Annotated in this window: 21 protein-coding genes and 2 tRNA genes; 16 read left to right on the plus strand and 7 right to left on the minus strand. The window is 62.5% G+C overall.

Annotated features, from left to right (window positions below; all coding sequences use genetic code 11):
• Window positions 1-226: 226 nt before the first annotated feature.
• Window positions 227-313 (minus strand) — tRNA-Leu (locus C6A77_RS21050).
• A gap of 88 nt (window positions 314-401) precedes the next feature.
• Window positions 402-488, minus strand: a tRNA-Leu gene (locus C6A77_RS21055).
• Window positions 489-758: 270 nt separating this feature from the next.
• Here C6A77_RS21055 and rnr point away from each other — a divergent pair.
• The 9 genes from rnr to azu all read left to right on the plus strand — a co-directional run bounded on the left by rnr (window position 759) and on the right by azu (window position 11307).
• On the plus strand, window positions 759-3347 hold the full coding sequence (gene rnr, locus C6A77_RS21060) for a ribonuclease R (RefSeq protein ID WP_114171207.1): 2589 nt from the start codon (window positions 759-761) through the stop codon (window positions 3345-3347).
• Window positions 3344-4090 (plus strand): 23S rRNA (guanosine(2251)-2'-O)-methyltransferase RlmB, encoded by a 747-nt coding sequence (gene rlmB, locus C6A77_RS21065; RefSeq protein WP_114171208.1) that lies wholly within the window; start codon window positions 3344-3346, stop codon window positions 4088-4090. Before rnr ends, rlmB begins: the two co-directional genes overlap by 4 nt.
• 305 nt (window positions 4091-4395) lie before the next feature.
• Window positions 4396-4821 carry a 30S ribosomal protein S6 gene (gene rpsF / locus C6A77_RS21070; RefSeq protein ID WP_003249557.1) on the plus strand — a complete coding sequence of 142 codons (426 nt, stop codon included), beginning with the start codon at window positions 4396-4398 and terminating at the stop codon, window positions 4819-4821.
• 28 nt (window positions 4822-4849) lie between these two features.
• Window positions 4850-5080, plus strand: coding sequence for a 30S ribosomal protein S18 (gene rpsR, locus C6A77_RS21075; RefSeq protein ID WP_003249563.1), 231 nt, complete (start codon window positions 4850-4852; stop codon window positions 5078-5080).
• Between the two features lie 33 nt (window positions 5081-5113).
• The gene (locus C6A77_RS21080) at window positions 5114-5977 is read left to right on the plus strand and encodes a hypothetical protein (RefSeq protein WP_114171209.1); all 864 of its coding nucleotides are present in this window, start codon (window positions 5114-5116) and stop codon (window positions 5975-5977) included.
• A gap of 20 nt (window positions 5978-5997) precedes the next feature.
• Entirely contained in the window at window positions 5998-6444 is a 447-nt protein-coding gene (rplI, locus tag C6A77_RS21085; protein ID WP_075804740.1) for a 50S ribosomal protein L9, read from the plus strand.
• 113 nt (window positions 6445-6557) lie between these two features.
• Window positions 6558-7955 (plus strand): replicative DNA helicase, encoded by a 1398-nt coding sequence (gene dnaB / locus C6A77_RS21090; RefSeq protein ID WP_114171210.1) that lies wholly within the window; start codon window positions 6558-6560, stop codon window positions 7953-7955.
• 203 nt (window positions 7956-8158) lie between these two features.
• On the plus strand, window positions 8159-10459 hold the full coding sequence (locus C6A77_RS21095) for a YgiQ family radical SAM protein (protein WP_114171211.1): 2301 nt from the start codon (window positions 8159-8161) through the stop codon (window positions 10457-10459).
• 401 nt (window positions 10460-10860) lie between these two features.
• Window positions 10861-11307 (plus strand): azurin, encoded by a 447-nt coding sequence (azu, locus tag C6A77_RS21100; protein WP_085627326.1) that lies wholly within the window; start codon window positions 10861-10863, stop codon window positions 11305-11307.
• A 111-nt stretch (window positions 11308-11418) separates the two neighbouring features.
• Here azu and nadE read toward each other — a convergent pair whose 3' ends face one another.
• Window positions 11419-12246: an ammonia-dependent NAD(+) synthetase gene (nadE, locus tag C6A77_RS21105; protein ID WP_114171212.1), complete on the minus strand. Its 828-nt coding sequence runs from the start codon at window positions 12244-12246 to the stop codon at window positions 11419-11421.
• A 3-nt stretch (window positions 12247-12249) separates the two neighbouring features.
• The gene (pncB, locus tag C6A77_RS21110; RefSeq protein ID WP_114171213.1) at window positions 12250-13455 is read right to left on the minus strand and encodes a nicotinate phosphoribosyltransferase; all 1206 of its coding nucleotides are present in this window, start codon (window positions 13453-13455) and stop codon (window positions 12250-12252) included.
• Window positions 13456-13979: 524 nt separating this feature from the next.
• On the opposite strand from pncB, the gene C6A77_RS21120 reads away from it, so the two are divergent.
• The 6 genes from C6A77_RS21120 (at window position 13980) to C6A77_RS21145 (ending at window position 20428) form a co-directional block, all read left to right on the plus strand.
• Window positions 13980-15116 carry a branched-chain amino acid ABC transporter substrate-binding protein gene (locus C6A77_RS21120; protein ID WP_075046518.1) on the plus strand — a complete coding sequence of 379 codons (1137 nt, stop codon included), beginning with the start codon at window positions 13980-13982 and terminating at the stop codon, window positions 15114-15116.
• Between the two features lie 157 nt (window positions 15117-15273).
• Window positions 15274-16188: a branched-chain amino acid ABC transporter permease LivH gene (locus tag C6A77_RS21125; RefSeq protein WP_114171214.1), complete on the plus strand. Its 915-nt coding sequence runs from the start codon at window positions 15274-15276 to the stop codon at window positions 16186-16188.
• Between the two features lie 2 nt (window positions 16189-16190).
• A complete protein-coding gene (livM, locus tag C6A77_RS21130) occupies window positions 16191-17495 on the plus strand; it encodes a high-affinity branched-chain amino acid ABC transporter permease LivM (protein ID WP_114171215.1) in 1305 nt (434 codons plus the stop codon).
• Window positions 17492-18367 carry an ATP-binding cassette domain-containing protein gene (locus tag C6A77_RS21135; protein WP_114171216.1) on the plus strand — a complete coding sequence of 292 codons (876 nt, stop codon included), beginning with the start codon at window positions 17492-17494 and terminating at the stop codon, window positions 18365-18367. Before livM ends, C6A77_RS21135 begins: the two co-directional genes overlap by 4 nt.
• Complete coding sequence (locus tag C6A77_RS21140; RefSeq protein WP_114171217.1) at window positions 18364-19080, plus strand: ABC transporter ATP-binding protein; 717 nt, start codon at window positions 18364-18366, stop codon at window positions 19078-19080. The genes C6A77_RS21135 and C6A77_RS21140 overlap by 4 nt, the downstream gene beginning before the upstream one ends.
• 580 nt (window positions 19081-19660) lie before the next feature.
• A complete protein-coding gene (locus tag C6A77_RS21145) occupies window positions 19661-20428 on the plus strand; it encodes an SDR family oxidoreductase (protein WP_114171218.1) in 768 nt (255 codons plus the stop codon).
• Window positions 20429-20507: 79 nt separating this feature from the next.
• Here the strand turns inward: C6A77_RS21145 and C6A77_RS21150 are convergent, their stop codons facing one another.
• The 3 genes from C6A77_RS21150 to C6A77_RS21160 all read right to left on the minus strand — a co-directional run bounded on the left by C6A77_RS21150 (window position 20508) and on the right by C6A77_RS21160 (window position 22925).
• On the minus strand, window positions 20508-21605 hold the full coding sequence (locus tag C6A77_RS21150) for an AGE family epimerase/isomerase (protein WP_114171219.1): 1098 nt from the start codon (window positions 21603-21605) through the stop codon (window positions 20508-20510).
• Window positions 21606-21763: 158 nt separating this feature from the next.
• Window positions 21764-22396 carry a TetR family transcriptional regulator gene (locus C6A77_RS21155; RefSeq protein WP_114171220.1) on the minus strand — a complete coding sequence of 211 codons (633 nt, stop codon included), beginning with the start codon at window positions 22394-22396 and terminating at the stop codon, window positions 21764-21766.
• A 121-nt stretch (window positions 22397-22517) separates the two neighbouring features.
• Complete coding sequence (locus C6A77_RS21160; RefSeq protein WP_114171221.1) at window positions 22518-22925, minus strand: phage infection protein; 408 nt, start codon at window positions 22923-22925, stop codon at window positions 22518-22520.
• A gap of 341 nt (window positions 22926-23266) precedes the next feature.
• Here C6A77_RS21160 and C6A77_RS21170 point away from each other — a divergent pair, with 341 nt between their 5' ends.
• Entirely contained in the window at window positions 23267-25333 is a 2067-nt protein-coding gene (locus tag C6A77_RS21170; RefSeq protein ID WP_114171222.1) for an AsmA family protein, read from the plus strand.
• Window positions 25334-25337: the final 4 nt, after the last annotated feature.

Consider the following 25337-nt stretch of genomic DNA (forward strand, 5'->3'; position numbering starts at 1 on the left):
GCCCTGATGAAAAATCAGGACGAATACGTCACCAAAGGCGGGAAACTGGCTTGCTGAAAACCATAGAATCTCCCACAGGATTGGTGTGGCCTGTGGGCCGTGTGCAATACCTGTGGGCTTTAGCCGCGAAGAGGTCGGAACAGGTTTGTCCTGTGGCCGAAAGGGGGGAGGGATACAAAAATCGCAGGCAAGAAAAAACCCACTAGCAAGCTAGTGGGTTTTTGTATGGTGCCCAGGAGAAGACTCGAACTTCCACGACCGTTAAGTCACTGATACCTGAAACCAGCGCGTCTACCAATTCCGCCACCTGGGCAAAGCTTTGCATCATCTGGAGAAGGCGACTATCGTTCGCTTTCACACAGTAGTAACAGATCCTTGGTCATCTGTTACTTGAAAATATTTGGTGCCCAGGAGAAGACTCGAACTTCCACGGCCGTTAAGCCACTGATACCTGAAACCAGCGCGTCTACCAATTCCGCCACCTGGGCACACATTCGAGATAAAAGATGCTTTACAGCGTCGCTCATCTCTACTACAACTTCGGGGTTGTCCGTCGTTGTGGTGCGCACTATACGGACGGTCCGAGGGGCTGTAAACCCCCTGGGCGAAAAAATTTTCAAAAAATTCAACTTGTTGATTCCGCAGGCCTATTCCTGCTCGTCGGAGACGCCGGTGGGGCTGTCCAAGGCTGACATTTCCGGTTTCAATACGCCTATGCCAGAATTCATATCTATATACCCCAAGGTGAACCCCTTCTGATGGCCGATTGGCAATCCCTCGATCCCGAGGCCGCTCGCGAAGCGGAAAAATACGACAACCCCATCCCCAGCCGTGAGCTGATCCTGCAGCGCCTTGCCGACCGTGGCGAACCGGCCGCACGCGAGGAACTGGCGGCCGAGTTCGGTCTGTACGACGAAGACCAGATCGAAGCCCTGCGCCGCCGCCTGCGTGCCATGGAGCGCGACGGCCAGCTTATCTATACCCGGCGCGGCACTTATGCCCCGGTAGACAAGCTTGACCTGATCTGCGGCCGTGTCTCCGGCCACCGCGACGGCTTCGGCTTCCTGATCCCGGACGACGGCAGCGAAGACCTGTTCCTCAGCCCGTCGCAGATGCGCCTGGTGTTCGACGGTGACCGCGGCCTGGCTCGTGTCTCCGGCGTCGACCGCCGTGGCCGCCGTGAAGGCGTGCTGGTCGAGGTCATCTCCCGCGCCCACGAAAGCGTGGTCGGCCGTTACTTCGAAGAAGGCGGTATCGGCTACGTGACCCCGGACAACCCGAAGATCCAGCAGGAAGTCCTGGTCACCGCCGGGCGTAACGGCGGTGCCAAGATCGGCCAGTTCGTCGAGATCAAGATCACCCACTGGCCAACCCCGCGCTTCCAGCCGCAAGGCGACGTTGTCGAAGTCATCGGCAACTACATGGCGCCGGGCATGGAGATCGACGTTGCCCTGCGCAGCTACGATATCCCGCACGTCTGGCCCAAGGATGTGATCAAGGAAGCGCGCAAGTTCCGCTCCGAAGTCGAAGAGAAGGACAAGGAGAAGCGCGTCGACCTGCGCCATCTGCCGTTCGTCACCATCGACGGCGAGGACGCCCGCGACTTCGACGACGCCGTCTATTGCGAACCGCTGGGCAAGCTGCGCCTGTTCTCCGGTGGCTGGCGCCTCTATGTCGCCATCGCCGACGTATCCAGCTATGTACGTCTGGGCTCGGCGCTGGACGTCGAGGCTCAGCAGCGCGGCAACTCGGTGTACTTCCCCGAGCGCGTGGTGCCGATGCTCCCCGAAGAGCTGTCCAACGGCCTGTGCTCGCTGAACCCGCATGTCGATCGCCTGGCCATGGTCTGCGAAATGACCATGAACAAGGCCGGCCAGATGGTCGACTACCAGTTCTATGAAGGCGTCATCCACTCCCACGCCCGCCTGACCTACAACAAGGTCAGCAGCATGCTCGAGCATTCGCGCACCCGTGAAGGCAAGGCGCTGCGCGAAGAGTACAAGGCCGTCGTGCCGGACCTGAAGAACCTGTACAACCTGTACAAGGTGCTGGTGGATGCCCGTCACACCCGTGGCGCCATCGACTTCGAGACCCAGGAAACCCGCATCATCTTCGGTGACGAGCGCAAGATCGCGGAAATCCGCCCGACCGTGCGCAACGACGCCCACAAGCTGATCGAGGAGTGCATGCTGGCGGCCAACGTGGCCACCGCCGAGTTCCTGCAGAAGCACGGCGTGCCTGCGTTGTACCGCGTGCACGACGGCCCGCCGCCGGAGCGCCTGGAAAAACTGCGCGCCTTCCTGGGTGAGCTGGGCCTGAGCCTGCACAAGGGCAAGGACCCGTCTCCGAAGGACTACCAGGCACTGCTGGCGAGCATCGCCGGGCGCCCGGACTTCCACCTGATCCAGACCGTGATGCTGCGCTCGCTGAGCCAGGCGGTGTACAGCACCGAAAACAACGGCCACTTCGGCCTGAACTACGAGGCGTATACCCACTTCACCTCGCCGATCCGTCGTTACCCGGACCTGCTGGTGCACCGCGCCATCCGCAGCATCATCCGCTCCAAGGTGGATACCCCGCACGTCAAGCGGGCCGGCGCCATGAGCATCCCCAAGGCGCGTATCTACCCGTACGACGAAAACACCCTCGAGCAGCTCGGCGAACAGTGCTCGATGACCGAGCGCCGGGCCGACGAAGCCACCCGTGACGTGGTCAACTGGCTGAAGTGCGAGTTCATGAAGGACCGCGTCGGCGAGACCTTCCCGGGCGTGATCACCGCGGTGACTGGTTTCGGCCTGTTCGTCGAACTGACCGACATCTATGTCGAAGGCCTGGTGCACGTCAGTGCGCTGCCAGGGGACTACTACCACTTCGACCCGGTGCACCATCGCCTGTCCGGCGAGCGCACCGGGCGCAGCTTCCGCCTGGGCGACACCATCGAAGTCAAGGTCATGCGTGTTGACCTGGACGAGCGCAAGATCGACTTCGAAGTGTCGGAAAAGACCCTGGCCGCGCCGATCGGTCGCAAGCAGCGTGGCGCTGCGCCAACCGCCGACAAGGTTGAACAGCAGCAGCCGGTGACCGAAGCGAAAGCCTCGCCGAAGCCGCGCAGCCGCAAGAGCGAAGCGTCCGAGGCGTATTTCCCGAAAGACGCCGTGCAGCGCAACGCCGAGGTGCGCAAAAGCCGCGAAATGAAGAAGGCGCTGATGAGCGAGGCGCGCAGTGGCGGCCATGCCGGCAGCAAGCCGGACAAAGGTGGCAAGGCCTCCGCGTCCGGCAAGCCGACCAAGCACCGTAAAGGCCCGCCGAAGTCCGGCGCACCACGCAAGAGCAAGAGCAAGTCATGAGTCAGCTGGAAAAGATCTACGGCGTGCATGCCGTGCAGGCATTGCTGCAGCACCATCCGAAGCGGGTCAAGCAGATCTGGTTGTCGGAAGGGCGCAGCGAGCCGCGCCTCCAGGCGCTGCTGGCGCTGGCGGCAGAAAACCGCGTGGCGGTCGGCCAGGCCGAGCGCCGCGAACTGGATGCCTGGGTCGAAGGTGTGCACCAAGGTGTGGTCGCCGAGGTCAGCCCGAGCCAGGTGTGGGGCGAGCTGATGCTCGAGGAATTGCTCGAACGCACTGAAACGCCGCCGCTGATTCTAGTGCTGGATGGTGTGACCGACCCGCACAACCTTGGCGCCTGCCTGCGTACCGCCGATGCTGCCGGTGCCACGGCGGTGATTGTGCCCAAGGACAAGTCCGCGACGCTGACGCCGGTGGTGCGCAAGGTGGCCTGCGGCGCGGCCGAGGTGATCCCGCTGGTAGCCGTGACCAACCTCGCGCGCACCCTGGAAAAACTGCAGCAGCGTGGCCTGTGGGTGGTCGGTACTGCCGGCGAGGCCGAGCAGGAGATTTATCAGCAGGACCTGACCGGGCCGCTGGTGATGATCATGGGCGCGGAAGGCAAGGGCATGCGCCGGCTGACCCGCGAGCATTGCGATTTCCTGGTGAAATTGCCGATGGGCGGTAGCGTCAGCAGCCTGAACGTGTCGGTGGCGACCGGTATCTGCCTGTTCGAGGCGGTGCGCCAGCGTCAGGCCAAGCGTTAATCGATAGCCTGTTCCGGCCTCTTCGCGGGTGAACCCGCTCCCACAGGAAGTGCACAAGGCCTTGGCCCTGTGCATTCCCTGTGGGAGCGGGTTTACCCGCGAAAGGGCCGGCAGTCTGTAATGTGTTTCAGGCTGTTCAAATATTCGCCAATCACCTTGCTTGTGCGCCCCGCCTTCTCTACAATTGCGCCCCTTGCCGAGCTGGCAGGCGCACATGTGCCTCCCCTCCGTGCAAGACATACAGTGTCATTCACTCCTTGTCTGACCAGATTCACTGGCAGACTACTAACCCGTAAGGAGCATTCATGCGTCATTACGAAATCATCTTCCTGGTTCACCCGGACCAGAGCGAACAAGTCGGCGGCATGGTTGAGCGTTACACCAAGCTGATCGAAGAAGATGGTGGCAAGATCCACCGCCTGGAAGACTGGGGCCGTCGTCAACTGGCCTACGCAATCAACAATGTTCACAAGGCTCACTACGTGATGCTGAACGTTGAGTGCACCGGCAAGGCCCTGGCCGAGCTGGAAGACAACTTCCGCTACAACGATGCCGTTATCCGTAACCTGGTCATCCGTCGCGACGAAGCCGTTACCGGCCAGTCCGAGATGCTGAAGGCTGAAGAGAACCGCAGCGAGCGCCGTGAGCGTCGCGAGCGTCCTGAGCATGCTGACTCCGCCGAAGGCGACGACAGCAATGACAGCGACTCCAGCGATAACGCTGACGAGTAATCCACGGACCTTTAGAGGAGCCTATTAAATGGCACGTTTCTTCCGTCGTCGTAAATTCTGCCGCTTCACTGCTGAAGACGTGAAAGAGATCGACTTCAAAGATCTCAACACCCTGAAAGCTTACGTATCCGAAACCGGCAAGATCGTTCCAAGCCGTATCACCGGTACCAAAGCTCGTTATCAGCGTCAGCTGGCTACCGCTATCAAGCGCGCCCGCTTCCTGGCCCTGCTGCCCTACACCGACAGCCACGGCCGCTGAGACCGGGTCGTCGACAAGCAGTAAGGGATTAGCATGCGAGCGTTAGCAAGTTTCATCATGCGCGGTCGTGTGCAGGCCACCCTGGTGGTGGTCATCAGCGCGGTACTGCCGCTGCTGTTCTGGTTGAGTGCCGCTGCCAGCAGCCTTGTGCTGCTGCGGCGTGGCTTCAAGGATGCTACATCGGTCATCGCCGGCGGCCTGCTGGCCGGGCTGGCCGTGTGGGGCATGGGCGATCCCATCACCTTTCTGGTGATTGCGGGTGCCTTGGCTCTGGCCGCCATGTTGCGTGCCGAGCATCCCTGGAGCCGGGTGTTGCTGACCAGTGCCGTGTTCGCCGTGGCGTTCAGCCTCGTGCTTGATCTGGCGCTGGCGCAAACCTTCGATGTGCTGGCCAAGGCATTTGCCGAAGCCATGCCGAAAATCGAAGGGCAACCGGTGCTCTCCGGTGAGCTGATCCGCCCTGTGCTGGTCGCTTCCACAGCAGTGACGGTGCAATTGTTCAGTGTGCTGGCGTTGATGCTGGCGCGCTATTGGCAGGCAGCGTTGTACAACCCTGGAGGCTTCGGTCGCGAGTTTCGCGAACTGAAGTTGCCGAAACAGACCATGGCGGTCTTGGTGGCAGTGATGGTGGTGGCGCCGTTTATCGGCCCGCAGTTCATCATCCTGGCATCGGCTTCCAGCCTGGTACTGGTGCTGGCCGGCATCGCCTTGATGCATGGGCTGGGGGCTCAGGGCCGACTGGCCGGTTTCTGGCTGGTGGGTATGTACGTGACGCTGCCGCTGATCATGCAGCTGATTTATCCGTTGCTGGTGGTTTTGGCCATTGTCGACAGCCTGATTGATTTTCGCGGTCGCAAGTCCCCCAAGGGGAATGACTCCGCGAACGGTGAAGGTTAAAAGTTAAGAGGTTTTACCAAATGGAACTGATCCTGCTGGAAAAAGTCGCTAACCTGGGCAACCTGGGCGACAAAGTAAAAGTTAAGGCTGGTTACGGCCGTAACTTCCTGCTGCCATTCGGCAAGGCCACCGTTGCCAACGCCGCCAACCTGGCTGCGTTCGAAGAGCGTCGCGCCGAGCTGGAAAAAGCAGCCGCTGACAAGAAAACTTCGGCTGAAAGCCGTGCTGCCCAACTGGCCGAGCTGGAAGTGACCATCACTGCCACCGCTGGCGACGAAGGCAAGCTGTTCGGTTCGATCGGCACCCACGACATCGCTGACGCCCTGACCGCCTCCGGCGTTGAAGTGGCCAAGGCTGAAGTTCGTCTGCCGAACGGCACCATCCGTCAGGTTGGCGAATACGACGTAGCCGTGCACCTGCACAGCGACGTTGAAGCCACCGTACGTGTGGTCGTCGTAGCTGCCTAAGCTGCGCTGACTGTCTGGCTCCTTGCGGGTCAGGCGGTTAACATCGGGCACGGTCCTGTTTTCGACAGGCCGTGCCCTTTGTCTTTTTCGTCCTCCAGAATTCTTTCGTGGCCATGAACGAGATCACCACCTCCGAACAGCTAGACCTGCAAACCGCAGCCCTGAAGGTGCCGCCGCATTCCATCGAGGCCGAACAGGCCGTGCTCGGTGGCCTGATGCTGGACAACAATGCCTGGGAGCGGGTGCTGGACCAGGTATCGGATGGCGACTTCTACCGGCATGACCATCGCCTGATCTTCCGTGCCGTGCACAAGTTGGCCGACGCCAACCAGCCATTCGACGTGGTAACCCTGCACGAGCAACTGGACAAGGAAGGCCTGTCCTCGCAAGTCGGTGGCCTGGCGTACCTGGCCGAGCTGGCCAAGAACACCCCGTCGGTGGCCAACATCAAGGCCTACGCCGCGATCATTCGCGAGCGGGCGACGTTGCGTCAGCTGATCAGCATCAGTACCGACATCGCCGACAACGCGTTCAACCCGCAAGGGCGCAACGCCGCAGAAATTCTCGATGATGCCGAACGGCAGATCTTCCAGATCGCCGAAGCCCGGCCCAAGACCGGCGGCCCGGTAGGGGTCAACGAACTGTTGACCATGGCCATCGACCGCATCGACACGCTGTTCAACTCCGACAGCGATATCACCGGCGTGTCCACCGGCTTTACCGACCTGGACGAGAAGACCAGCGGCCTGCAGGCTGCCGACCTGATCATCGTCGCGGGTCGCCCGTCGATGGGCAAGACCACCTTCGCCATGAACCTGGTGGAAAACGCGGTGCTGCGTACCGACAAGGCGGTGCTGGTGTTCTCCCTCGAGATGCCAGGCGAATCGCTGATCATGCGTATGCTTTCGTCGCTGGGCCGTATCGACCAGACCAAGGTGCGTTCCGGCCAGCTGGACGACGATGACTGGCCGCGCCTGACCTCGGCGGTGAACCTGCTCAACGACCGCAAGCTGTTCATCGACGATACCGCCGGTATCAGCCCCTCGGAAATGCGCGCGCGTACCCGCCGCCTGGCGCGTGAGCATGGCGAAATCGCCATGATCATGGTCGACTACCTGCAGCTCATGCAGATTCCGGGGTCGGCCGGTGACAACCGTACCAATGAAATTTCCGAGATCTCCCGCTCGCTCAAGGCCCTGGCCAAGGAGTTCAACTGCCCGGTCATCGCCCTGTCGCAGCTGAACCGCTCGCTGGAACAGCGCCCGAACAAGCGCCCGGTGAACTCCGACTTGCGTGAATCCGGTGCAATCGAGCAGGACGCCGACGTGATCATGTTCGTGTACCGCGACGAGGTGTACCACCCCGAGACCGAGCACAAGGGCGTGGCGGAAATCATCATCGGTAAACAGCGTAACGGCCCTATCGGCTTCGTGCGCCTGGCGTTCATCGGCAAGTACACCCGCTTCGAGAACCTCGCGCCGGGCATGTACAACTTCGACGACGACGAATAAGCCACTGCCCTCATCGCCGGCAAGCCAGCTCCCACAGGAGATCACTGCCTTTCAGGCCGGTTGAGCCCCTGTGGGGGCTGGCTTGCCGGCGATGAGGGCGGTACAGGCCTCCCATGAATCCGACAACCATCGTCGGATTTGGTCAAAATTTGTGCTATATTCCGCGCCCGCGATTTCCCTGCACACCAGAACCGGTCACTGACATGCAAGCAGCCAAACCACTCTACGACTATCCCAAGTACTGGGCCGAATGCTTCGGGCCAGCACCTTTCCTGCCGATGAGCAGGGAGGAGATGGATCTGCTTGGCTGGGATTCCTGCGACATCATCATCGTGACCGGTGATGCCTACGTCGACCATCCGTCGTTCGGCATGGCCATCATCGGCCGCCTGCTGGAAGCCCAGGGCTTTCGCGTAGGCATCATCGCCCAGCCGAACTGGCAGTCGAAAGACGACTTCATGAAGCTCGGCGAGCCGAACCTGTTCTTCGGCGTGGCCGCCGGCAACATGGACTCGATGATCAACCGCTACACCGCGGACAAGAAGATCCGTTCCGACGATGCCTATACCCCGGGCGGCCTGGCCGGCAAGCGCCCGGACCGTGCCAGCCTGGTGTACAGCCAGCGCTGCAAGGAAGCCTACCGGCATGTGCCAATCGTGCTTGGCGGCATCGAGGCCTCGCTGCGCCGTATCGCCCACTACGACTACTGGCAGGACAAGGTCCGTCATTCGATCCTGATCGACGCCAGCGCCGACATCCTGCTGTTCGGCAACGCCGAGCGCGCGGTGGTCGAGGTGGCCCAGCGCCTGTCCAACGGCGAGCGCATCGAGACCATCACCGATGTGCGCGGCACTGCGTTCGTGCGCCGTGACACGCCGCAAGGCTGGTACGAGATCGACTCCACCCGCATCGACCGCCCGGGCCGCGTCGACAAGATCATCAACCCGTACGTGAACACCCAGGACACCCAGGCTTGCGCCATCGAGCAGGCCAAGGGCGACCAGGAAGACCCGAACGAAGCCAAGGTGGTGCAGATTCTCGACAGCCCGAGCGTGACCCGGGAAAAATCGGTAATCCGCCTGCCGTCGTTCGAGAAGGTGCGTAACGACCCGGTCCTGTATGCCCACGCCAACCGCGTGCTGCACCTGGAAACCAACCCGGGCAACGCACGCGCGCTGGTGCAGAAGCACGGCGAAGTGGATGTGTGGTTCAACCCGCCACCCATCCCGATGAGCACCGAGGAAATGGACTACGTGTTCGGCATGCCCTACGCCCGTGTGCCGCACCCGGCCTATGGCAAGGAACGCATCCCGGCCTACGAGATGATCCGTTTCTCGGTGAACATCATGCGTGGCTGCTTTGGTGGCTGCACCTTCTGCTCGATCACCGAGCACGAAGGCCGCATCATCCAGAACCGCTCGCACGAGTCGATCCTGCACGAAATCGAAGAGATGCGTGACAAGGTCCCCGGCTTCACCGGCGTGGTCTCCGACCTTGGCGGCCCGACCGCCAACATGTACCGCATCGCCTGCAAGAGCCACGACATCGAGAAGCACTGCCGCAAGCCGTCGTGCGTGTTCCCGGGCATCTGCGAAAACCTCAACACCGACCACAGCTCGCTGATCGAACTGTACCGCAAGGCCCGTGCCTTGCCAGGTGTGAAGAAGATCCTGATCGCCTCGGGCCTGCGTTACGACCTGGCGGTGGAGTCGCCCGAGTACGTCAAGGAGCTGGTCACCCACCATGTTGGCGGCTACCTGAAGATTGCCCCGGAGCACACCGAGCGCGGCCCGCTGGACAAGATGATGAAGCCGGGCATCGGCACCTACGACCGCTTCAAGCGCATGTTCGAGAAGTTCTCGAAAGAGGCGGGCAAGGAACAGTACCTGATCCCGTACTTCATCGCCGCTCACCCGGGCACTACCGACGAAGACATGATGAACCTGGCCCTGTGGCTGAAGGGCAACGGTTTCCGTGCCGACCAGGTGCAGGCGTTCTACCCGTCGCCGATGGCTTCGGCCACGGCCATGTATCACTCGGGCAAGAACCCGCTGCGCAAGGTGACCTACAAGAGCGAAGGCGTGGAAATCGTCAAGAGCGAGGAGCAGCGCCGCCTGCACAAGGCGTTCCTGCGCTACCACGATCCGAAGGGCTGGCCGATGCTGCGTGAAGCGCTGCAGCGCATGGGCCGCGCCGACCTGATCGGGCCGGGCAAGCACCAGCTGATCCCGCTGCACCAGCCGCAGAGCGACACTTACCAGAGCGCGCGCCGCAAGAACTCGACGCCGGCTGGTAGTCACAAGGTGGGCAAGGAGCAGAAGATCCTGACCCAGCACACTGGCCTGCCGCCGCGTGGCAGCGACGGCAGCAAGCCGTGGGACAAGCGCGAGAAGGCCAAGGCCGAGGCGTTTGCACGCAACCAGCAGGCGGCCAAGGAGCGCAAGGAAGCGGCCAAAGGTGGCAAGGGCAACAAGAAGCCGCGCCAGCCAGTCATTCCGCGCTGATCGAGCGCCTGCATGTGACCTGTAGGAGCGGGTTTACCCGCGAATGCGGCGGTGAAGCCACTATCGCATTCGCGGGTGAACCCGCCCCCACAGGTCAGGTGTTCGGCCAGTCGCTTTCATTCCGGACGGGAGAACTCGCAGAGGGCTCCGGTAGCGCCGTGCGCGTAGGCAGCGAGCAGGCTGTTGAGGAAGCTGGAGACGGGCATTTGGTATTGCTCCTAAATGAGAGGTTGTCCCATCGTCCAATAAAAGGGCATGATGTGCTCTTAGTTTGGTTGTATACAATCGATTGAACAATTCAACTGGCTGGCCGCTTGCCATCCCTTTGACTCATATCAGCAAGGGGCTGAACGGTTTCAGGCAGTCTCGCAATTGATAAAACCCTGCCAAGGAGATTCATGATGTTTGCGAAAGCTGTAGCGGTATCCCTGCTGACCCTCGCCAGCGCCTCTGTCTTCGCCGCCGACTGCAAAGTCACTGTCGATTCGACTGACCAGATGTCGTTCAACACCAAAGAGTTCACGGTCGACAAGAGCTGCAAGACCGTTGAAATCGAACTGACCCACGGTGGCAAGCTGCCGAAGAACGTCATGGGTCACAACCTGGTGATCAGCAAGACTGCCGACATGCAGGCCATCGCCACCGAAGGCATGACGCAAGGTCTGGAAAAGGACTACATCAAGGCTGACAACGCAGCGATCATTGGCCACACCAAAATGATCGGTGCCGGTGAAAAATCCAGCATCACCCTGGACACTTCCAAACTGGAAGCGGGCGGCGACTACAGCTTCTTCTGCACCTTCCCGGGCCACATCTCGATGATGAAGGGCAAGGTTGTCGTCAAGTAATCGAAGGCTGACGGTGAACCCTGTGGGAGCGGGTTCACCCGCGAATGCGTCGGTGGATTCACCATCGTATTCGCGGGTGAACCCGCTCCCACAGGTCCTTTCATAGCCTTATCAAGGGGCGAACGGCAGTTCCCGCTTGTGCTGGGTCTTGCGGTAGGTGGCGACGATGATGTCGAACGCCTCCTGATCAACCGGCTGCCCATGCAGGAAGGCATCGATCTGCTGATAGCTGATGCCATGCGAGGCTTCGTCCGGCTTGCCGGGTGCCAGGTCTTCCAGGTCTGCGGTCGGTACCTTCTCCACCAATGACTCCGGCGCGCCGAAGCTGCGCGCAATTGCCCGCACCTGGTTCTTCACCAGGCCGCTCAGCGGCGCCAGGTCGCAAGCGCCATCGCCAAATTTCGTGTAAAAGCCCATCACCGCCTCGGCGGCATGGTCGGTGCCGATCACCAGGCCTGCGCGCGCGCCGGCAATGGTGTACTGGGCGACCATGCGCATGCGCGCCTTCACGTTACCCACCACGAAATCGACCAGGCTGGGCGAGCCGCCCTTGAGCGCTTCGGTCTCGGCTGCAAGCGCCTTGACCGCAGGTGCGATGTCGATGGTGTGCACTTCATCGGCCTTGATCACATCCAGGCACGCCTGCGCGTCGTGCTCGTCATGCTGAACGTGATAGGGCAGGCGCACGGCGATGAAGGTGTAGGCCTTGTCGCCGGTTTCGGCGCGCAGCTCGTTGATGGCGCGCTGGGCGAGCAGGGCGGCGGTCAGCGAGTCGACACCACCGCTGATGCCCAGCACCAGGGTCTTGAGCCGGGCGTTGGCCAGGCAATCCTTGATGAACGCCACGCGCCGGGCGACTTCGGCCTCGAGCGCTGCAGCGTCGGCGAACGGCGGCTGGACCTTCAGCGCCTGGGCAATCTCTTGCTGAACCGCTTGCATGGGTTACTCCTTGCTGGGGACTTTGAATACATGGCGCATGTAGGCGACGAAGTTTTCGTCGCGGCATTGGGTCTTGGCTGCTTCGTCGGAAATCTTCGCCACCGGCGCGCCGTTGCAGTCGGTCATTTTAAGCACGATGCTCATCGGCGCCACGCCGGGGATGTCGCAGGTCAGGTTGGTACCGATGCCGAAGCTGACATTGATGCGACCGCGCAGGGCACGGAAGATTTCCAGCGAACGGGTCAGGTTGAGACCGTCGGAAAACACCAGGGTCTTGGTCATCGGGTCGATACCCAGTTTCTGGTAATGGACGATGGCCTTTTCCGCCCACGCCACCGGCTCGCCCGAGTCGTGGCGCAGGCCGTCGAACAGCTTGGCGAAGTACAGGTCGAAATCGCCAAGGAAGGCATCCATGGTGATGCAGTCGGTCAGGGCGATGCCGAGCAGGCCGCGGTACTCGCGCACCCAGCAGTCCAGCGCGGCGATCTGGCTGTCGATCAGCCGCGGGCCGAGCTGCTGGTGGGCCATGATCCATTCATGAGCCATGGTGCCCAGCGGCTTGATATCCAGTTTCCATGCCAGGTCGACGTTGCTGGTGCCAACGAAGCGGCCCGGGAAGTCGTCGCGCAGCACGCGTACCACATCTTCCTGCACGCGGCTGGAAAAGCGTCGGCGGGTGCCGAAGTCGGCCACCTGCAGCTCAGCCAGTTCGTCGTCGCTGGCGTGCGCACGCAGCCAGTCGAACTTGCGGTACAGCTGGTCGCGTGCTTCGGCCAGGCGCATGCGCGGGTGCAGGTGGCGGTTGCGCACCTCGCTGATGATCGCCAGTAACGGCACTTCGAACAGGATCACATGCAGCCACGGGCCTTTCAGGCGCAGGAACAGCTGCTCGTTTTCGATACCGATGCGCACGTAGCGCAGGTTGAAGCGAAACAGCCGCAAAAAGCGCAGGAAGTCGGGTTTGAGAAAGCTGATGCGTTCGAGGAAGGCCAGCTGGCCATCATCCAGGGTGAGGTCGCTGAGCAGTTCGAGCTGGTTGCGGATCTCGCCGAGGTAGGGGCGCAGGTCCTCGCCGTTGCGGCAGCGGAATTCCCATTCGACGTCGGCGTCCGGGTAGTTGTGTAGCACGCCCTGCATCATGGTGAGTTTGTAGAAGTCGGTGTCGAGCAGGTTGTGCACGATGCGCTCGGCGAATGCGCTTTCGCTCATCAAGGGGGCTCCGGAAGCGGCGAGTGGCGGACATTGTGCCAGCCTTTTTGACCTTGTTGTGCCTGTTCCGGCCTCTTCGCGGGCTTGCCCGCTCCCACAGGGACCCCGCTGAGCCCGAGAACGGTGCAGTCCCTGTGGGAGCGGGCGAGCCCGCGGAGAGGCCGGAACTGCCAAAACAGCGGGGTTTTCCGAGCGCACGCCAGCCTTGAAACGGTGCCGCCTGTAGCAGTCGCGCACCAGGGGTGTGCAGTTCGGTGACGTCGGCTGTTACAGGCAGGTTGCACGTAAACACTTCGCACGGTTGCAATGATGGCACCGGTGGTTGCGCCTTGTCTGTACCAGTGGTGGCGCCTGCCGCGTGGCAGACGGTTGCACGCTCAATAAAGAAAAGGCCGTCGGTCGCCTGCCGGCGGCCCATTCAGTGTGTTTTTCCAGAGGACAAATGCTGTGGCACGGCCCTTGCTCGGAGCACAGGGCTGAGAAGTTGTAGTGCCAACCAAAAAAAACTCTAGGAGCACCACCTCATGTCGCAGACGTTTTACAAGAAAGGTTTCCTGGCTCTGGCCGTAGCTACGGCACTGGGTGTTTCTTCGTATGTACAGGCCGACGTCAAGATCGGTGTAGCAGGCCCGATGACCGGAGCCAACGCAGCGTTTGGCGAGCAGTACATGAAAGGTGCGCAGGCAGCGGCCGACAAGATCAACGCCGCCGGTGGCGTGAATGGCGAAAAAATCGTCCTGGTCAAAGGCGATGACGCCTGCGAACCGAAGCAGGCCGTGGCCGTGGCCAACCGCCTGGTCGATCAGGACAAGGTGATCGGTGTGGTCGGCCACTTCTGTTCTTCCAACACCATCCCGGCCTCCGAGGTGTATGACGAGGCTGGCGTCATCGCCATCACCCCGGGCTCCACCAACCCGCAGGTCACCGAACGCGGCCTGGGCGCGATGTTCCGCATGTGCGGCCGTGACGACCAGCAGGGCATCGTTGCCGGCGACTACATCGTCGATGTGCTCAAGGGCAAGAAAGTCGCGGTACTGCACGACAAGGACACCTATGGCCAGGGCCTGGCCGACGCCACCAAGGCGCAGCTGGAGAAGCGCGGCGTCAAGCCGGTGCTGTACGAAGGCCTGACCCGTGGCGAGAAAGACTTCAGTGCCGTGGTCACCAAGATCCGTTCCACCGGTGCCGACGTGGTCTACTTCGGCGGCCTGCACCCGGAGGCCGGGCCACTGGTGCGCCAGCTGCGCGAGCAGGGCCTGAAGGACGTCAAGTTCATGTCCGATGACGGCATCGTTACCGACGAACTGGTGTCCACCGCCGGCGGCGCGCAGTACGTCGATGGTGTGTACATGACCTTCGGCGCCGACCCGCGCCTGTTACCAGACAGCAAGGCCGTGGTGGAGGAGTTCCGCAAGGCCGGTACCGAACCTGAAGGCTACACCCTGTACGCCTACGCCTCGCTGCAAGCCCTGGCCGCCGCGTTCAACGGCGCCAAGTCGAACAAGGGCGAGGCCGCTGCCGAGTGGCTCAAGGCCAACCCGGTGCAGACCGTCATGGGCGAGAAGAAGTGGGACAAGAAGGGCGACCTGACCGTGTCCGACTATGTGGTCTACCAGTGGGATGCCCAAGGCAAGTACCACCAGCTGGAAAAACAAAAATAACAACGGCCCACGGCCCGGGCGCGCCTGCCCCCGGGCCCAAGCCCCGCGGTACCTGTCTTTATCCGTAGATCTGCACAGTACTGCGCTGCGAGGGCCGCCTTGTCCCAGGCCCGCCGTGGTCGGCGCTCGTGCAATCTCAATCAGGTGAGATTGCGTTATGGATGGTATTTTCCTGCAGCAACTGGTCAACGGCCTGACCCTCGGGTCGGTCTATGGCCTGATCGCCATCGGCTACACAATGGTCTATGGCATCATCGGCATGATCAACTTCGCGCACGGCGAGGTTTACATGATTTCCGCGTACCTCGCGGCGATCAGCCTGGCATTGCTGGCTTACTTCGGTATCGAGTCGTTCCCCCTGCTGATGCTGGGCACCCTGTTGTTCACCATCGTCGTCACCGGCGTGTACGGCTTCACCATCGAGCGCATCGCCTACAAACCCCTGCGCAACTCCACCCGCCTGGCACCGCTGATCAGTGCCATCGGCATCTCGCTGATCCTGCAGAACTACGCGCAGATCAGCCAGGGCGCCCGCCAGCAAGGCGTGCCGACCCTGCTCGAAGGCGCCTGGCGCGTCGAAGTGGGCACCGGCTTCGTGCAACTGACCTACACCAAGATCTTCATCCTGGTGGCAGCGTTCGTCGGCATGGCCCTGCTCACCTACGTGATCAAGTACACCAAGCTCGGCCGCATGTGCCGCGCCACCCAGCAAGACCGCAAGATGGCCTCGATCCTGGGTATCAACACCGACCGGGTGATCTCCTATGTGTTCGTCATCGGTGCGGTGATGGCCGCGCTGGCCGGCGTGCTGATCACCATGAACTACGGCACTTTCGACTTCTACGCAGGCTTCATCATCGGCATCAAGGCGTTCACCGCCGCGGTACTCGGCGGCATCGGTTCGCTGCCTGGCGCCATGCTCGGCGGGATCATCCTGGGCATTTCCGAGTCGCTGTTCTCTGGCCTGATCAACTCCGACTACAAGGACGTATTCAGCTTCTCGCTGCTGGTGATGATCCTTATCTTCCGCCCACAAGGCCTGCTGGGTCGCCCGCTCGTGGCTAAGGTGTGAACATGTCCATTGCCAAAACTGCCGCTGTAAGCGAAACCAACAAGGGTTTCGACCTTAAACGCAGCCTGCTGGAGACCATCGTCGCCGGCCTGCTGGCACTCATCGTGTTTGGCCCGGTCGTCGGCGTGGTGCTCGACGGCTACACCTTCAATGCCGAGCCGCGGCGCGTGGCGTGGCTGGTTGGCGGGGTAATGCTGGGGCGCTTCCTGCTCAGCCTGTACCTGCAGACCGCCGCCGGGCGGCGCATGCTCGAAGGCTTCGACAACGGCGGCTCGGGCGTGCATGTGCGCGCGCCGAACTACGTGTCGCGCCTGCGCTACATCATCCCGGCGCTGGTGGTGATCGCCATCGTCTTCCCGATCTTCGCCAACAAGTACCTGCTGACCGTGGTCATCCTCGGCCTGATCTACGTGTTGCTGGGCCTGGGCCTGAACATCGTGGTCGGCCTGGCCGGCCTGCTCGACCTGGGTTACGTGGCGTTCTACGCCATCGGCGCCTATGGCCTGGCGCTGGGTTACCAGTACCTCGGCCTGGGCTTCTGGAGCGTGCTGCCGCTGGCGGCCATCGCGGCGGCGCTGGCGGGGTGCATCCTCGGCTTCCCGGTGTTGCGCATGCACGGCGACTACCTGGCGATCGTCACCCTGGGCTTCGGTGAAATCATCCGCCTGGTGCTGAACAACTGGCTGTCGTTCACCGGTGGCCCGAACGGCATGCCGGCGCCGGCGCCCACCTTCTTCGGCCTGGAATTCGGCCGCCGGGCCAAGGACGGCGGGGTGCCGATCCATGAGTTCTTCGGCTTCGATTACAACGCCAACCTCAAGTTCGTGTTCATCTACGCGGTGTTGTTCATGGTCGTGCTGGCGGTGCTGTACATCAAGCACCGGCTGACCCGCATGCCGGTCGGCCGCGCCTGGGAAGCGCTGCGCGAAGACGAGATCGCCTGCCGCTCGATGGGCCTTAACCACGTGCTGGTCAAGCTCTCGGCGTTCACCCTGGGTGCCTCTACCGCAGGCCTGGCCGGGGTGTTCTTCGCCACCTACCAGGGCTTCGTCAACCCGTCGTCGTTCACCTTCTTCGAATCGGCGCTGATCCTCGCCATCGTCGTGCTTGGCGGCATGGGCTCGACCGTGGGCGTGGTGATCGCGGCGTTCGTGCTGACCGTGGCGCCGGAGCTGCTGCGCAGCTTCTCCGAATACCGGGTGCTGCTGTTCGGTGTGCTGATGGTGCTGATGATGATCTGGCGACCGCGTGGGCTGATCCGCATCAGCCGTACCGGTGTGACCCCGCGTAAAGGAGTGGCGCCATGAGCGACGATATCATTCTCTCGGTCGACAACCTGATGATGCAGTTCGGTGGCATCAAGGCGCTCAGCGATGTCAGCCTGAAGGTCCGACGCAACCAGATCTTCGCCCTGATCGGCCCCAACGGCGCTGGCAAGACCACCGTGTTCAACTGCCTGACCGGCTTCTACAAGGCCAGTGGCGGGCACATCGAACTGAACGTGCGCGGCAGCCGCACCAATGTCATCCAGCTGCTCGGCGAGCGCTTCCAGGCGGCCGATTTCCTGTCGCCGGCGCGCTTTGCCAACCGCATGTACTACAAAATGTTCGGCGGTACCCACCTGGTCAACCGTGCCGGCCTGGCACGCACCTTCCAGAACATTCGCCTGTTCAAGGAAATGTCGGTGGTGGAAAACCTGCTGGTGGCCCAGCACATGTGGGTCAACCGCAACCTGCTGGCCGGGGTGCTCAACACCAAGGCCTACCGCAAGGCCGAGAGCGACGCGCTGGACCATGCCTTCTACTGGCTGGAAGTGGTCGATCTGGTCGATTGCGCCAACCGCCTGGCCGGTGAGCTTTCGTACGGCCAGCAGCGCCGTCTGGAGATTGCCCGGGCGATGTGCACGCGGCCGAAGATCATCTGCCTGGACGAACCGGCGGCAGGCCTTAACCCGCAGGAAACCGAAGCCCTCAGCCGCATGATCCGCGTGCTGCGCGATGAGCACGACATCACCGTGGTGCTGATCGAGCACGACATGGGCATGGTCATGAGCATTTCCGACCATATCGTGGTGCTCGACCACGGCAACGTGATTGCCGAAGGTGCGCCGCAGGACATCCGCCACAACCCGACGGTGATCGCCGCCTACCTGGGTGCAGACGAAGAGGAACTGGTATGAGTGCACCCATTCTGGAGCTGAAGGAACTGGACGTGTTCTACGGGCCGATCCAGGCACTGAAAAAGGTGTCGATGCACATCAACGAAGGCGAGACGGTCAGCCTGATCGGTGCCAACGGGGCCGGCAAGTCGACCCTGCTGATGTCGATCTTCGGCCAGCCGCGCGCGGCTTCCGGGCATATCGTGTACCGCGGCACCGACATCACCCGCAAGTCGTCGCACTACATCGCCTCCAACGGTATCGCCCAGTCGCCGGAAGGGCGCCGGGTGTTCCCCGACATGACCGTCGAGGAGAACCTGATGATGGGGACCATCCCTATTGGCGACAAGCACGCCGATGAAGACATGCAGCGCATGTACGAGCTGTTTCCGCGCTTGAAGGAGCGACGCAATCAGCGGGCCATGACCATGTCCGGCGGTGAGCAGCAGATGCTGGCCATCGCCCGCGCGTTGATGAGCCGGCCGAAGTTGCTGCTGCTGGACGAGCCATCGCTGGGGCTGGCGCCCATCGTGGTCAAGCAGATCTTCGCGACCCTGCGCGAGCTGGCCAAGACCGGGATGACCATCTTCCTCGTGGAGCAGAACGCCAACCATGCGCTGAAGCTGTCGGACCGGGCTTATGTCATGGTCAACGGGCAGATTCGCATGAGCGGCACGGGGCAGGAACTGTTGGTCAACGAAGAAGTGCGTAACGCCTACCTGGGCGGGCATTGAGCTGCATTCGGGGCCGTTTTGCGGCCCCATCGCAAATGTGGACAACTTATCGCTCAGCTGTCTCCACACGCATCACCCTTGCATTCCTTGCACATGTTTCCACAGGCCCGATGTTTTCCACGGATAATGTGGAACCGCCTGTGGAAAACATGGTGGCATCTCGCTCAAGCCCTTTGGTATCAAGCCCTGCAGAGATGTGATCATTTTTTGATCACGCCCGTCTTGTGGATGAATTTTCCAAGCTTTTCAACGTCCTGCATGCACTTGTAAATCAACAAAGTCCTGTGGATAACTCTGTGCAAAAACGTTGGACAGACTGCTACAGGCGGCACCCTTGAAAGCCTTGCGCCATCACCGGGAAGATATCCACCGACCACAACCCGCTGAAAGGGTTCCGCGCCATGGACAAGTTGCCCCCAATCTGTGGGGAAAGCCTTGTGGATAACATGCGCATACCTCTCGCCGAGCCGTCTGCCACGGGGTTTTGCGGCACATGAACAAAAAATGAACAGTTGCTGTCGACGCCCGGCGCGGGCATGCTGCGAAACTGCCGATGACAACCCACAGCGAGGAACAGAGCATGACGTCCACCGTATTCATCACTGGCGCGACTTCCGGTTTCGGTGAGGCCACTGCACGCCGCTTCGCCGAGGCCGGCTGGAAGCTGGTGCTCACTGGCCGGCGCAAGGAACGCCTGGACGCTCTGTGCGCCGAACTGTCGGCCCAGACCGAAGTTCACGGCCTGGTGCTCGATGTGCGTGACCGCAAGGCCATGGAGCAGGCCATCGGCAACCTGCCGGCCGGCTTCGACAAGCTGCGCGGCCTGGTCAACAACGCTGGCCTGGCGCTGGGGGTGGATGCTGCGCAGAACTGCAGCCTGGACGACTGGGAAACCATGGTCGACACCAACATCAAGGGCCTGATGTACACCACCCGCCTGCTGCTGCCACGGCTGATCGCCCACGGCCGTGGTGCGTCGATCCTCAACGTCGGTTCGGTGGCGGGCAACTACCCGTACCCGGGCAGCAACGTGTATGGCGGTACCAAGGCCTTCGTCGGCCAGTTCTCGCTGAGCCTGCGCTGCGACCTGCGCGGTACCGGCGTGCGGGTGAGCAACATCGAGCCGGGCCTGTGCGAGAGCGAATTCTCGCTGGTGCGCTTTGGCGGTGACCAGGCCAAGTATGACGCCACTTACGCAGGCGCCGAGCCGATCCAGCCGCAGGACATTGCCGAGACCATTTTCTGGATCCTCAACCAGCCGGCGCACATCAACATCAACAGCCTGGAGCTGATGCCGGTGAGCCAGGACTGGGCAGGGTTCTCGATCGACCGGTCGGTCAAGGGCTGATCTGTAGGCTTCTTCGCGGGCACGCCCGCTCCCACAGGGTCGGCGCATCGCTGTGGGAGCGGGCGTGCCCGCGAAGAGGTCAGCTCAGGCGCTGCAACCCTTCCAGGCAAGTCGCCAGGTGATAGGGCGTAGTCGAAGGCATGTCATGCCGGCTCACATTGCCTTCGCCATCGCGGCACTCATACCAGCCCGCCTCGCGCAGGAACCGCACCTCAAGCGCCTGCAACTGCCCGGCCAGCTTCGCTTCGCCACCCGACCGCAATACCAGTGCCCGCAGGTACTCTGCCTGTGCCCAGACCCGCTGGGTGGCATCCAGCACCTGGCCATCCACATCCAGCATCGACAGCACGGCGCCATCCCTCACACCGCATTGCTCGGCAAAGCCGAACGCCCGGTCGATGGAGGCATGCAGTGGCGTGTCACGCAGCAGTGACGACGTATGCAGCAGGTAGAACCACTCGAACTGGTGCCCCGGCTCGAACCAGTTATCCACAGCGCCGCGCGGTTTTTCCAGCATCAGGCCATGGACCGGTTCGATGAAGTACGCCTGCAGGGCTGCGCACAGTTGCAGCAGCGACTGCCGGGTGTGTTCGTCGTCACGCACCGCCAGCACTTGCAGGAACGCCTCGGCCAGGTGCATCTGCGGGTTTTGCAGCGGGCCGCTGGCCAGGTCTGCCCAGTCTTCGCCAAGGCTGGCTTCGTACAGGCCATCGTCGCGGGCGAACTGCTGGTCGATGATGTCCAGCGCCGCATTCAGCGTGGACTCCACCAGGTTTTCCCGCACCTTGCCCCAGTAATGCGCGCAGGCAAAGACGATGAAGGCGTGGGTGTACAGGTCCTTGCGCCGGTCCAGCGGCTTGCCCTGGGCGTCGATGCTGTAGAACCAGCCGCCGTGCTCGGCGTCGTGGAAGTGCTTCTGCAGGGAGCGGAACAAGGCGGCCGCACGCTCGGCTGCGCCCGGTTGGCCGATACGGCTGCTGAACAGGTACAGCTGGCGCGCGCAGGCCATGGCCCGGTAGCGCTGCACCGGCAATGGCTGGTGCTGGGCGTCCAGGGCCTCATAAGGCAGGGCCATGTCGGCGTTCCAGCCCGGGCCTTGCCACAACGGCACGATGCGTTCGGCGAAGTGCTGGTTGAAGCGGGCCAGTTCGGGCAGGGTGGGGCGGGGGTCGGACATTTCGGCGCTCGTCGCTGTCGGGCAGGGCGCCATGTTAGCAGAATGGGTTGCGGGTAGCCTGTGCCGGCCTCTTCGCGGGCGCGCCCGCTCCCACAAGTATTGCGCTGCCCTCATGTGGAAGCGGGCGCGCCCGCGAAGAGGCCGGCACAGGCCAGCGCTCAGCCTGGGTTGCCCAGCCCTTGCCAATGGCGCGCCCCGACAAAGATGAAGCGCAACTGCTGGGTGATCTTTTCCTGCGGCGTCAGCGCCTGTGGATAACCTTGCTCCGGGCTGTCGATGAGCTCGGGCAAGGTCGCGAACACGGTTTTCACCACCAGGTCGGCCATCACCGCCAGCGCCGCGCTGTCCAGATGCTGCCAGCGCTGCATGCGCGCCAGGTCGGTGGCCAGGTCGTCGCTGATGTCCTGGCGCAGGCGGGCAATGGCCTGGCGCACGGCTTGCGAGCCGCCGTACTGCTCGCGGGCGAGGAACAGGAACTGCGCACGGTGGGCGGCGACCACATCGAGAAAGATGCGCACCGAGGCATCGGTGATGCCGCCAAGCTCGAATTCGTTGTGGCGCACCAGGCGAATGGTCTGGCGGAAGGTGGTGTCTACTTCGGCCACCAGGGCCAGGCCCAAGGCGTCCATGTCGGAAAAGTGCCGGTAGAAACCGGTGGGCACGATGCCGGCCGTCTTCGCCACTTCGCGCAGGCTGATGCTGCCGAAACCACGGCCGCTCTCCATCAGCAGGCAGGCGGCATCGAGCAGGGCCTGGCGGGTCTGTAGCTTCTGTTCGGCGCGCGGCAACATGGTGCGGGCTTCTGTGACGGTGAGGCTGGGCACTCTAGTTAAAAAAACAAAGCCCGGTCAATGGACCGGGCCTGGAGGGGGCAACGCGTTGTGACAGTGGTTGTTCTTTTCGGCCATGGGCTCAGCTCACGTGGCTGATTTCGACCAGGCGATCAGAGCCACCTTCGGCGACACGGCCACTGCGTTCGATCAGGCGATCAGAACCACCTTCGGCGACACGGCCACTGCGTTCGATCAGGCGATCAGAACCACCTTCGGCAACGCGGCCACTGCGTCCGATCAGGCGCTCGGCGCCACCTTCGGCAACGCGGCCACTGCGTTCGATCAGGCGATCAGCGCCACCTTCGGCAACACGGCCACTGCGTTCGATCAGGCGCTCGGCACCACCTTCGGCAACGGTCTTCAGCGGCTGGGCGATTTCGGCAGCGCTGGAGCGCGATTCGGCGGTCAGGTGTTGCTCGTCGGCCGGCAGGGCAAAAGCATTGGCGGCCAGGATGGACAGGGTCAGGGTCAGCAGATGACGTTTCATGATTCGGTGCTCCTCTCGGGGGCTGGAAAGTGGGTACGGAGCCAATGCTACGCCGGGTAACGCCAGAGAGAAGTTCATAAGGGTAATGGTAACAATCGACCGCATTGATAGAGCGCTGCAACGGCTCTGGAAAGCACATTACAGATGGCTTGGTGGCTATGTGCTAGCGCCGCTGGCGGGTAACACGCGCAGCCCGGCGCGACAAATTACTGAGCGAAAGGCCAGGAAAAACTTCGCTATCATGGCCGCATCGATAAAACCCCACGGGCTTTACCGAGTCGGAATTACTGAGTGCTCACCGCTGCGCCTGTTCTGTGCCATACCGCAAGGAGAATCACGCAATGACGCGTCCCGCCAGAATCCTCCTCTGGACCTTCACCAGCCTGCTGACCGTGCTGGCGATCCTGGTGGTGCTGATCGCCACCTTCGACTGGAACCGCGTCAAACCGCTGATCAACGAAAAAGTCTCCGAAGCCCTGCAGCGGCCGTTCGCGATCAATGGCAACCTGGCCGTGGAGTGGCGTACCGAGCCAGAAGAGGGTGGTTGGCGCGCGTGGGTGCCTTGGCCGCATTTCATTGCCGAGGACCTGACCCTGGGCAACCCGCAGTGGCTCAAGCAACCGAAGATGGTCGGCCTGGAGCGCGTGGCCTTCCGCCTGGCGCCGCTGCCGCTGCTGTTCCAGCAGATCAGCATTCCGCGCATCGACCTGACCAAGCCCACCGCCAGCCTCACCCGCCTGGCCGATGGCCGCGCCAACTGGACGTTCGACTTCGGCCCCAAGGATGACAACGCCGAGCCGTCCAGATGGCAGCTGGACATTGGCGCAATCGGCTTCGACCAAGGCAATGTCAGTTTCGACGACCAGACCCTGCAAACCAGCATGAAGGTGCAGATCGACCCGCTGGGCAAGCCGATTCCGTTCAGTGACATTGTCGGCAAGGCCCGCGCCGAGAAGGCCGGGGCCGCGCAGGACTACGCCTTCGGGCTCAAGGCCCAGGGCCGCTACAAAGGCCAGGCGGTGTCGGGCACCGGCAAGATCGGCGGGCTGCTGGCGTTGCAGGACGCCAGCCAGCCGTTCCCGCTGCAGGCTGATGTGCGTATCGCCGACACCCACGTGGTGCTCGCCGGTACCCTCACCGACCCACGCAACCTCGGCGCCCTCGACCTGCGCCTGCGCCTGTCCGGTGCCAGCCTGGGCAACCTGTATCCGTTGACCGGGGTCACCTTGCCCGACACCCCGGCCTATTCCACTGACGGCCACCTCAGCGCCAACCTGCACGCCGCGCAAGGGGCGACCTTCAATTACCAGGGCTTCAACGGCAAGATCGGCGACAGCGATATTCACGGTGACCTGACCTTCGTCGCCAGCCAGCCACGGCCCAAGCTGTCCGGCAACCTGGTGTCCAACCAGCTGCTGTTCAAGGACCTGGCGCCGCTGATCGGTGCCGACTCCAACGCCGAGCAGAAGGCCCGTGGCGGCGCCAGCAAGCAGCCGGCAGGCAAGGTGTTGCCGGTGGAGGAGTTCCGTACCGAACGCTGGCGCGCGATGGACGCCGACGTCACCTTCGCCGGCAAGCGCATCGTGCACAGCGCGCAGCTGCCGTTCAACGACCTGTCGGCCCACGTGATCCTCGACGACGGCCTGCTGCGCCTGGAGCCCCTGCGTTTCGGCGTGGCCGGTGGCAATCTGGCTTCCATGATCCGCCTGGATGGCCGCAACGTACCGTTGCAGGGGCGCGCCCGGCTGACCGCGCGTGGCTTCAAGCTCAAGCAGCTGTTCCCTGGCTTTGCGCCGATGCAGACCAGCTTCGGCGAGTTGAACGGCGATGCCGACATCAGTGGCCGTGGCAATTCGGTGGCTGCCTTGCTGGGCACCGCCAATGGCGATTTGCGCATGTTGATCAACGATGGCGCCATCAGCCGCAGCCTGATGGAAATTGCCGGCCTGAACGTGGGCAACTACGTGGTCGGCAAGCTGTTTGGCGATGAGGATGTGAAGATCAACTGCGCGGCCGCCGATGTCGGCATCAAGGATGGCCTGGCGACCACGCGGCTGTTCATCTTCGATACCGAGAACGCGATCATCTACGTCAACGGCACGGCCAATTTCGCCAGCGAACAGCTGGACCTGAAAATTACCCCCGAATCGAAAGGGCTGCGGCTGTTCTCGCTGCGCTCGCCGCTGTATGTGCGCGGCCCGTTTGCCAAGCCCCGTGCCGGGGTGCAGGCGGTGCCGCTGGCGTTGCGTGGGGCGGGGATGGTAGCGCTGGGCGTGGTGGCCGGGCCGGCGGCGGGGCTGCTGGCGCTGATCGCGCCCAGCAGCGGAGATGACCCGAACCAGTGCACCCCGCTGTTGCAGCAGATGCAAGCCGGCAAGGCGCCAGCGGAAGTGAAAAGCAAGAAATGATGGG

The organism is Pseudomonas sp. AFG_SD02_1510_Pfu_092 (assembly GCF_003331055.1).
Taxonomy (GTDB): Bacteria; Pseudomonadota; Gammaproteobacteria; order Pseudomonadales; family Pseudomonadaceae; genus Aquipseudomonas.

What these genes read in the sequence shown, in the direction of transcription:
- rnr (WP_114171207.1), top strand. Translation starts at nt 759, where the DNA reads ATGGCCGATTGGCAATCCCTCGATCCCGAGGCCGCTCGCGAAGCGGAA.
- C6A77_RS21120 (WP_075046518.1), top strand. Translation starts at nt 13,980, where the DNA reads ATGTCGCAGACGTTTTACAAGAAAGGTTTCCTGGCTCTGGCCGTAGCT.
- rpsF (WP_003249557.1), top strand. Translation starts at nt 4,396, where the DNA reads ATGCGTCATTACGAAATCATCTTCCTGGTTCACCCGGACCAGAGCGAA.
- rpsR (WP_003249563.1), top strand. Translation starts at nt 4,850, where the DNA reads ATGGCACGTTTCTTCCGTCGTCGTAAATTCTGCCGCTTCACTGCTGAA.
- azu (WP_085627326.1), top strand. Translation starts at nt 10,861, where the DNA reads ATGTTTGCGAAAGCTGTAGCGGTATCCCTGCTGACCCTCGCCAGCGCC.
- C6A77_RS21150 (WP_114171219.1), bottom strand. Translation starts at nt 21,605, where the DNA reads ATGTCCGACCCCCGCCCCACCCTGCCCGAACTGGCCCGCTTCAACCAG.
- livM (WP_114171215.1), top strand. Translation starts at nt 16,191, where the DNA reads ATGTCCATTGCCAAAACTGCCGCTGTAAGCGAAACCAACAAGGGTTTC.
- C6A77_RS21125 (WP_114171214.1), top strand. Translation starts at nt 15,274, where the DNA reads ATGGATGGTATTTTCCTGCAGCAACTGGTCAACGGCCTGACCCTCGGG.
- C6A77_RS21080 (WP_114171209.1), top strand. Translation starts at nt 5,114, where the DNA reads ATGCGAGCGTTAGCAAGTTTCATCATGCGCGGTCGTGTGCAGGCCACC.
- C6A77_RS21160 (WP_114171221.1), bottom strand. Translation starts at nt 22,925, where the DNA reads ATGAAACGTCATCTGCTGACCCTGACCCTGTCCATCCTGGCCGCCAAT.
- dnaB (WP_114171210.1), top strand. Translation starts at nt 6,558, where the DNA reads ATGAACGAGATCACCACCTCCGAACAGCTAGACCTGCAAACCGCAGCC.
- rlmB (WP_114171208.1), top strand. Translation starts at nt 3,344, where the DNA reads ATGAGTCAGCTGGAAAAGATCTACGGCGTGCATGCCGTGCAGGCATTG.
- C6A77_RS21170 (WP_114171222.1), top strand. Translation starts at nt 23,267, where the DNA reads ATGACGCGTCCCGCCAGAATCCTCCTCTGGACCTTCACCAGCCTGCTG.
- rplI (WP_075804740.1), top strand. Translation starts at nt 5,998, where the DNA reads ATGGAACTGATCCTGCTGGAAAAAGTCGCTAACCTGGGCAACCTGGGC.
- C6A77_RS21095 (WP_114171211.1), top strand. Translation starts at nt 8,159, where the DNA reads ATGCAAGCAGCCAAACCACTCTACGACTATCCCAAGTACTGGGCCGAA.
- C6A77_RS21135 (WP_114171216.1), top strand. Translation starts at nt 17,492, where the DNA reads ATGAGCGACGATATCATTCTCTCGGTCGACAACCTGATGATGCAGTTC.
- C6A77_RS21145 (WP_114171218.1), top strand. Translation starts at nt 19,661, where the DNA reads ATGACGTCCACCGTATTCATCACTGGCGCGACTTCCGGTTTCGGTGAG.
- C6A77_RS21155 (WP_114171220.1), bottom strand. Translation starts at nt 22,396, where the DNA reads ATGTTGCCGCGCGCCGAACAGAAGCTACAGACCCGCCAGGCCCTGCTC.
- C6A77_RS21140 (WP_114171217.1), top strand. Translation starts at nt 18,364, where the DNA reads ATGAGTGCACCCATTCTGGAGCTGAAGGAACTGGACGTGTTCTACGGG.
- nadE (WP_114171212.1), bottom strand. Translation starts at nt 12,246, where the DNA reads ATGCAAGCGGTTCAGCAAGAGATTGCCCAGGCGCTGAAGGTCCAGCCG.
- pncB (WP_114171213.1), bottom strand. Translation starts at nt 13,455, where the DNA reads ATGAGCGAAAGCGCATTCGCCGAGCGCATCGTGCACAACCTGCTCGAC.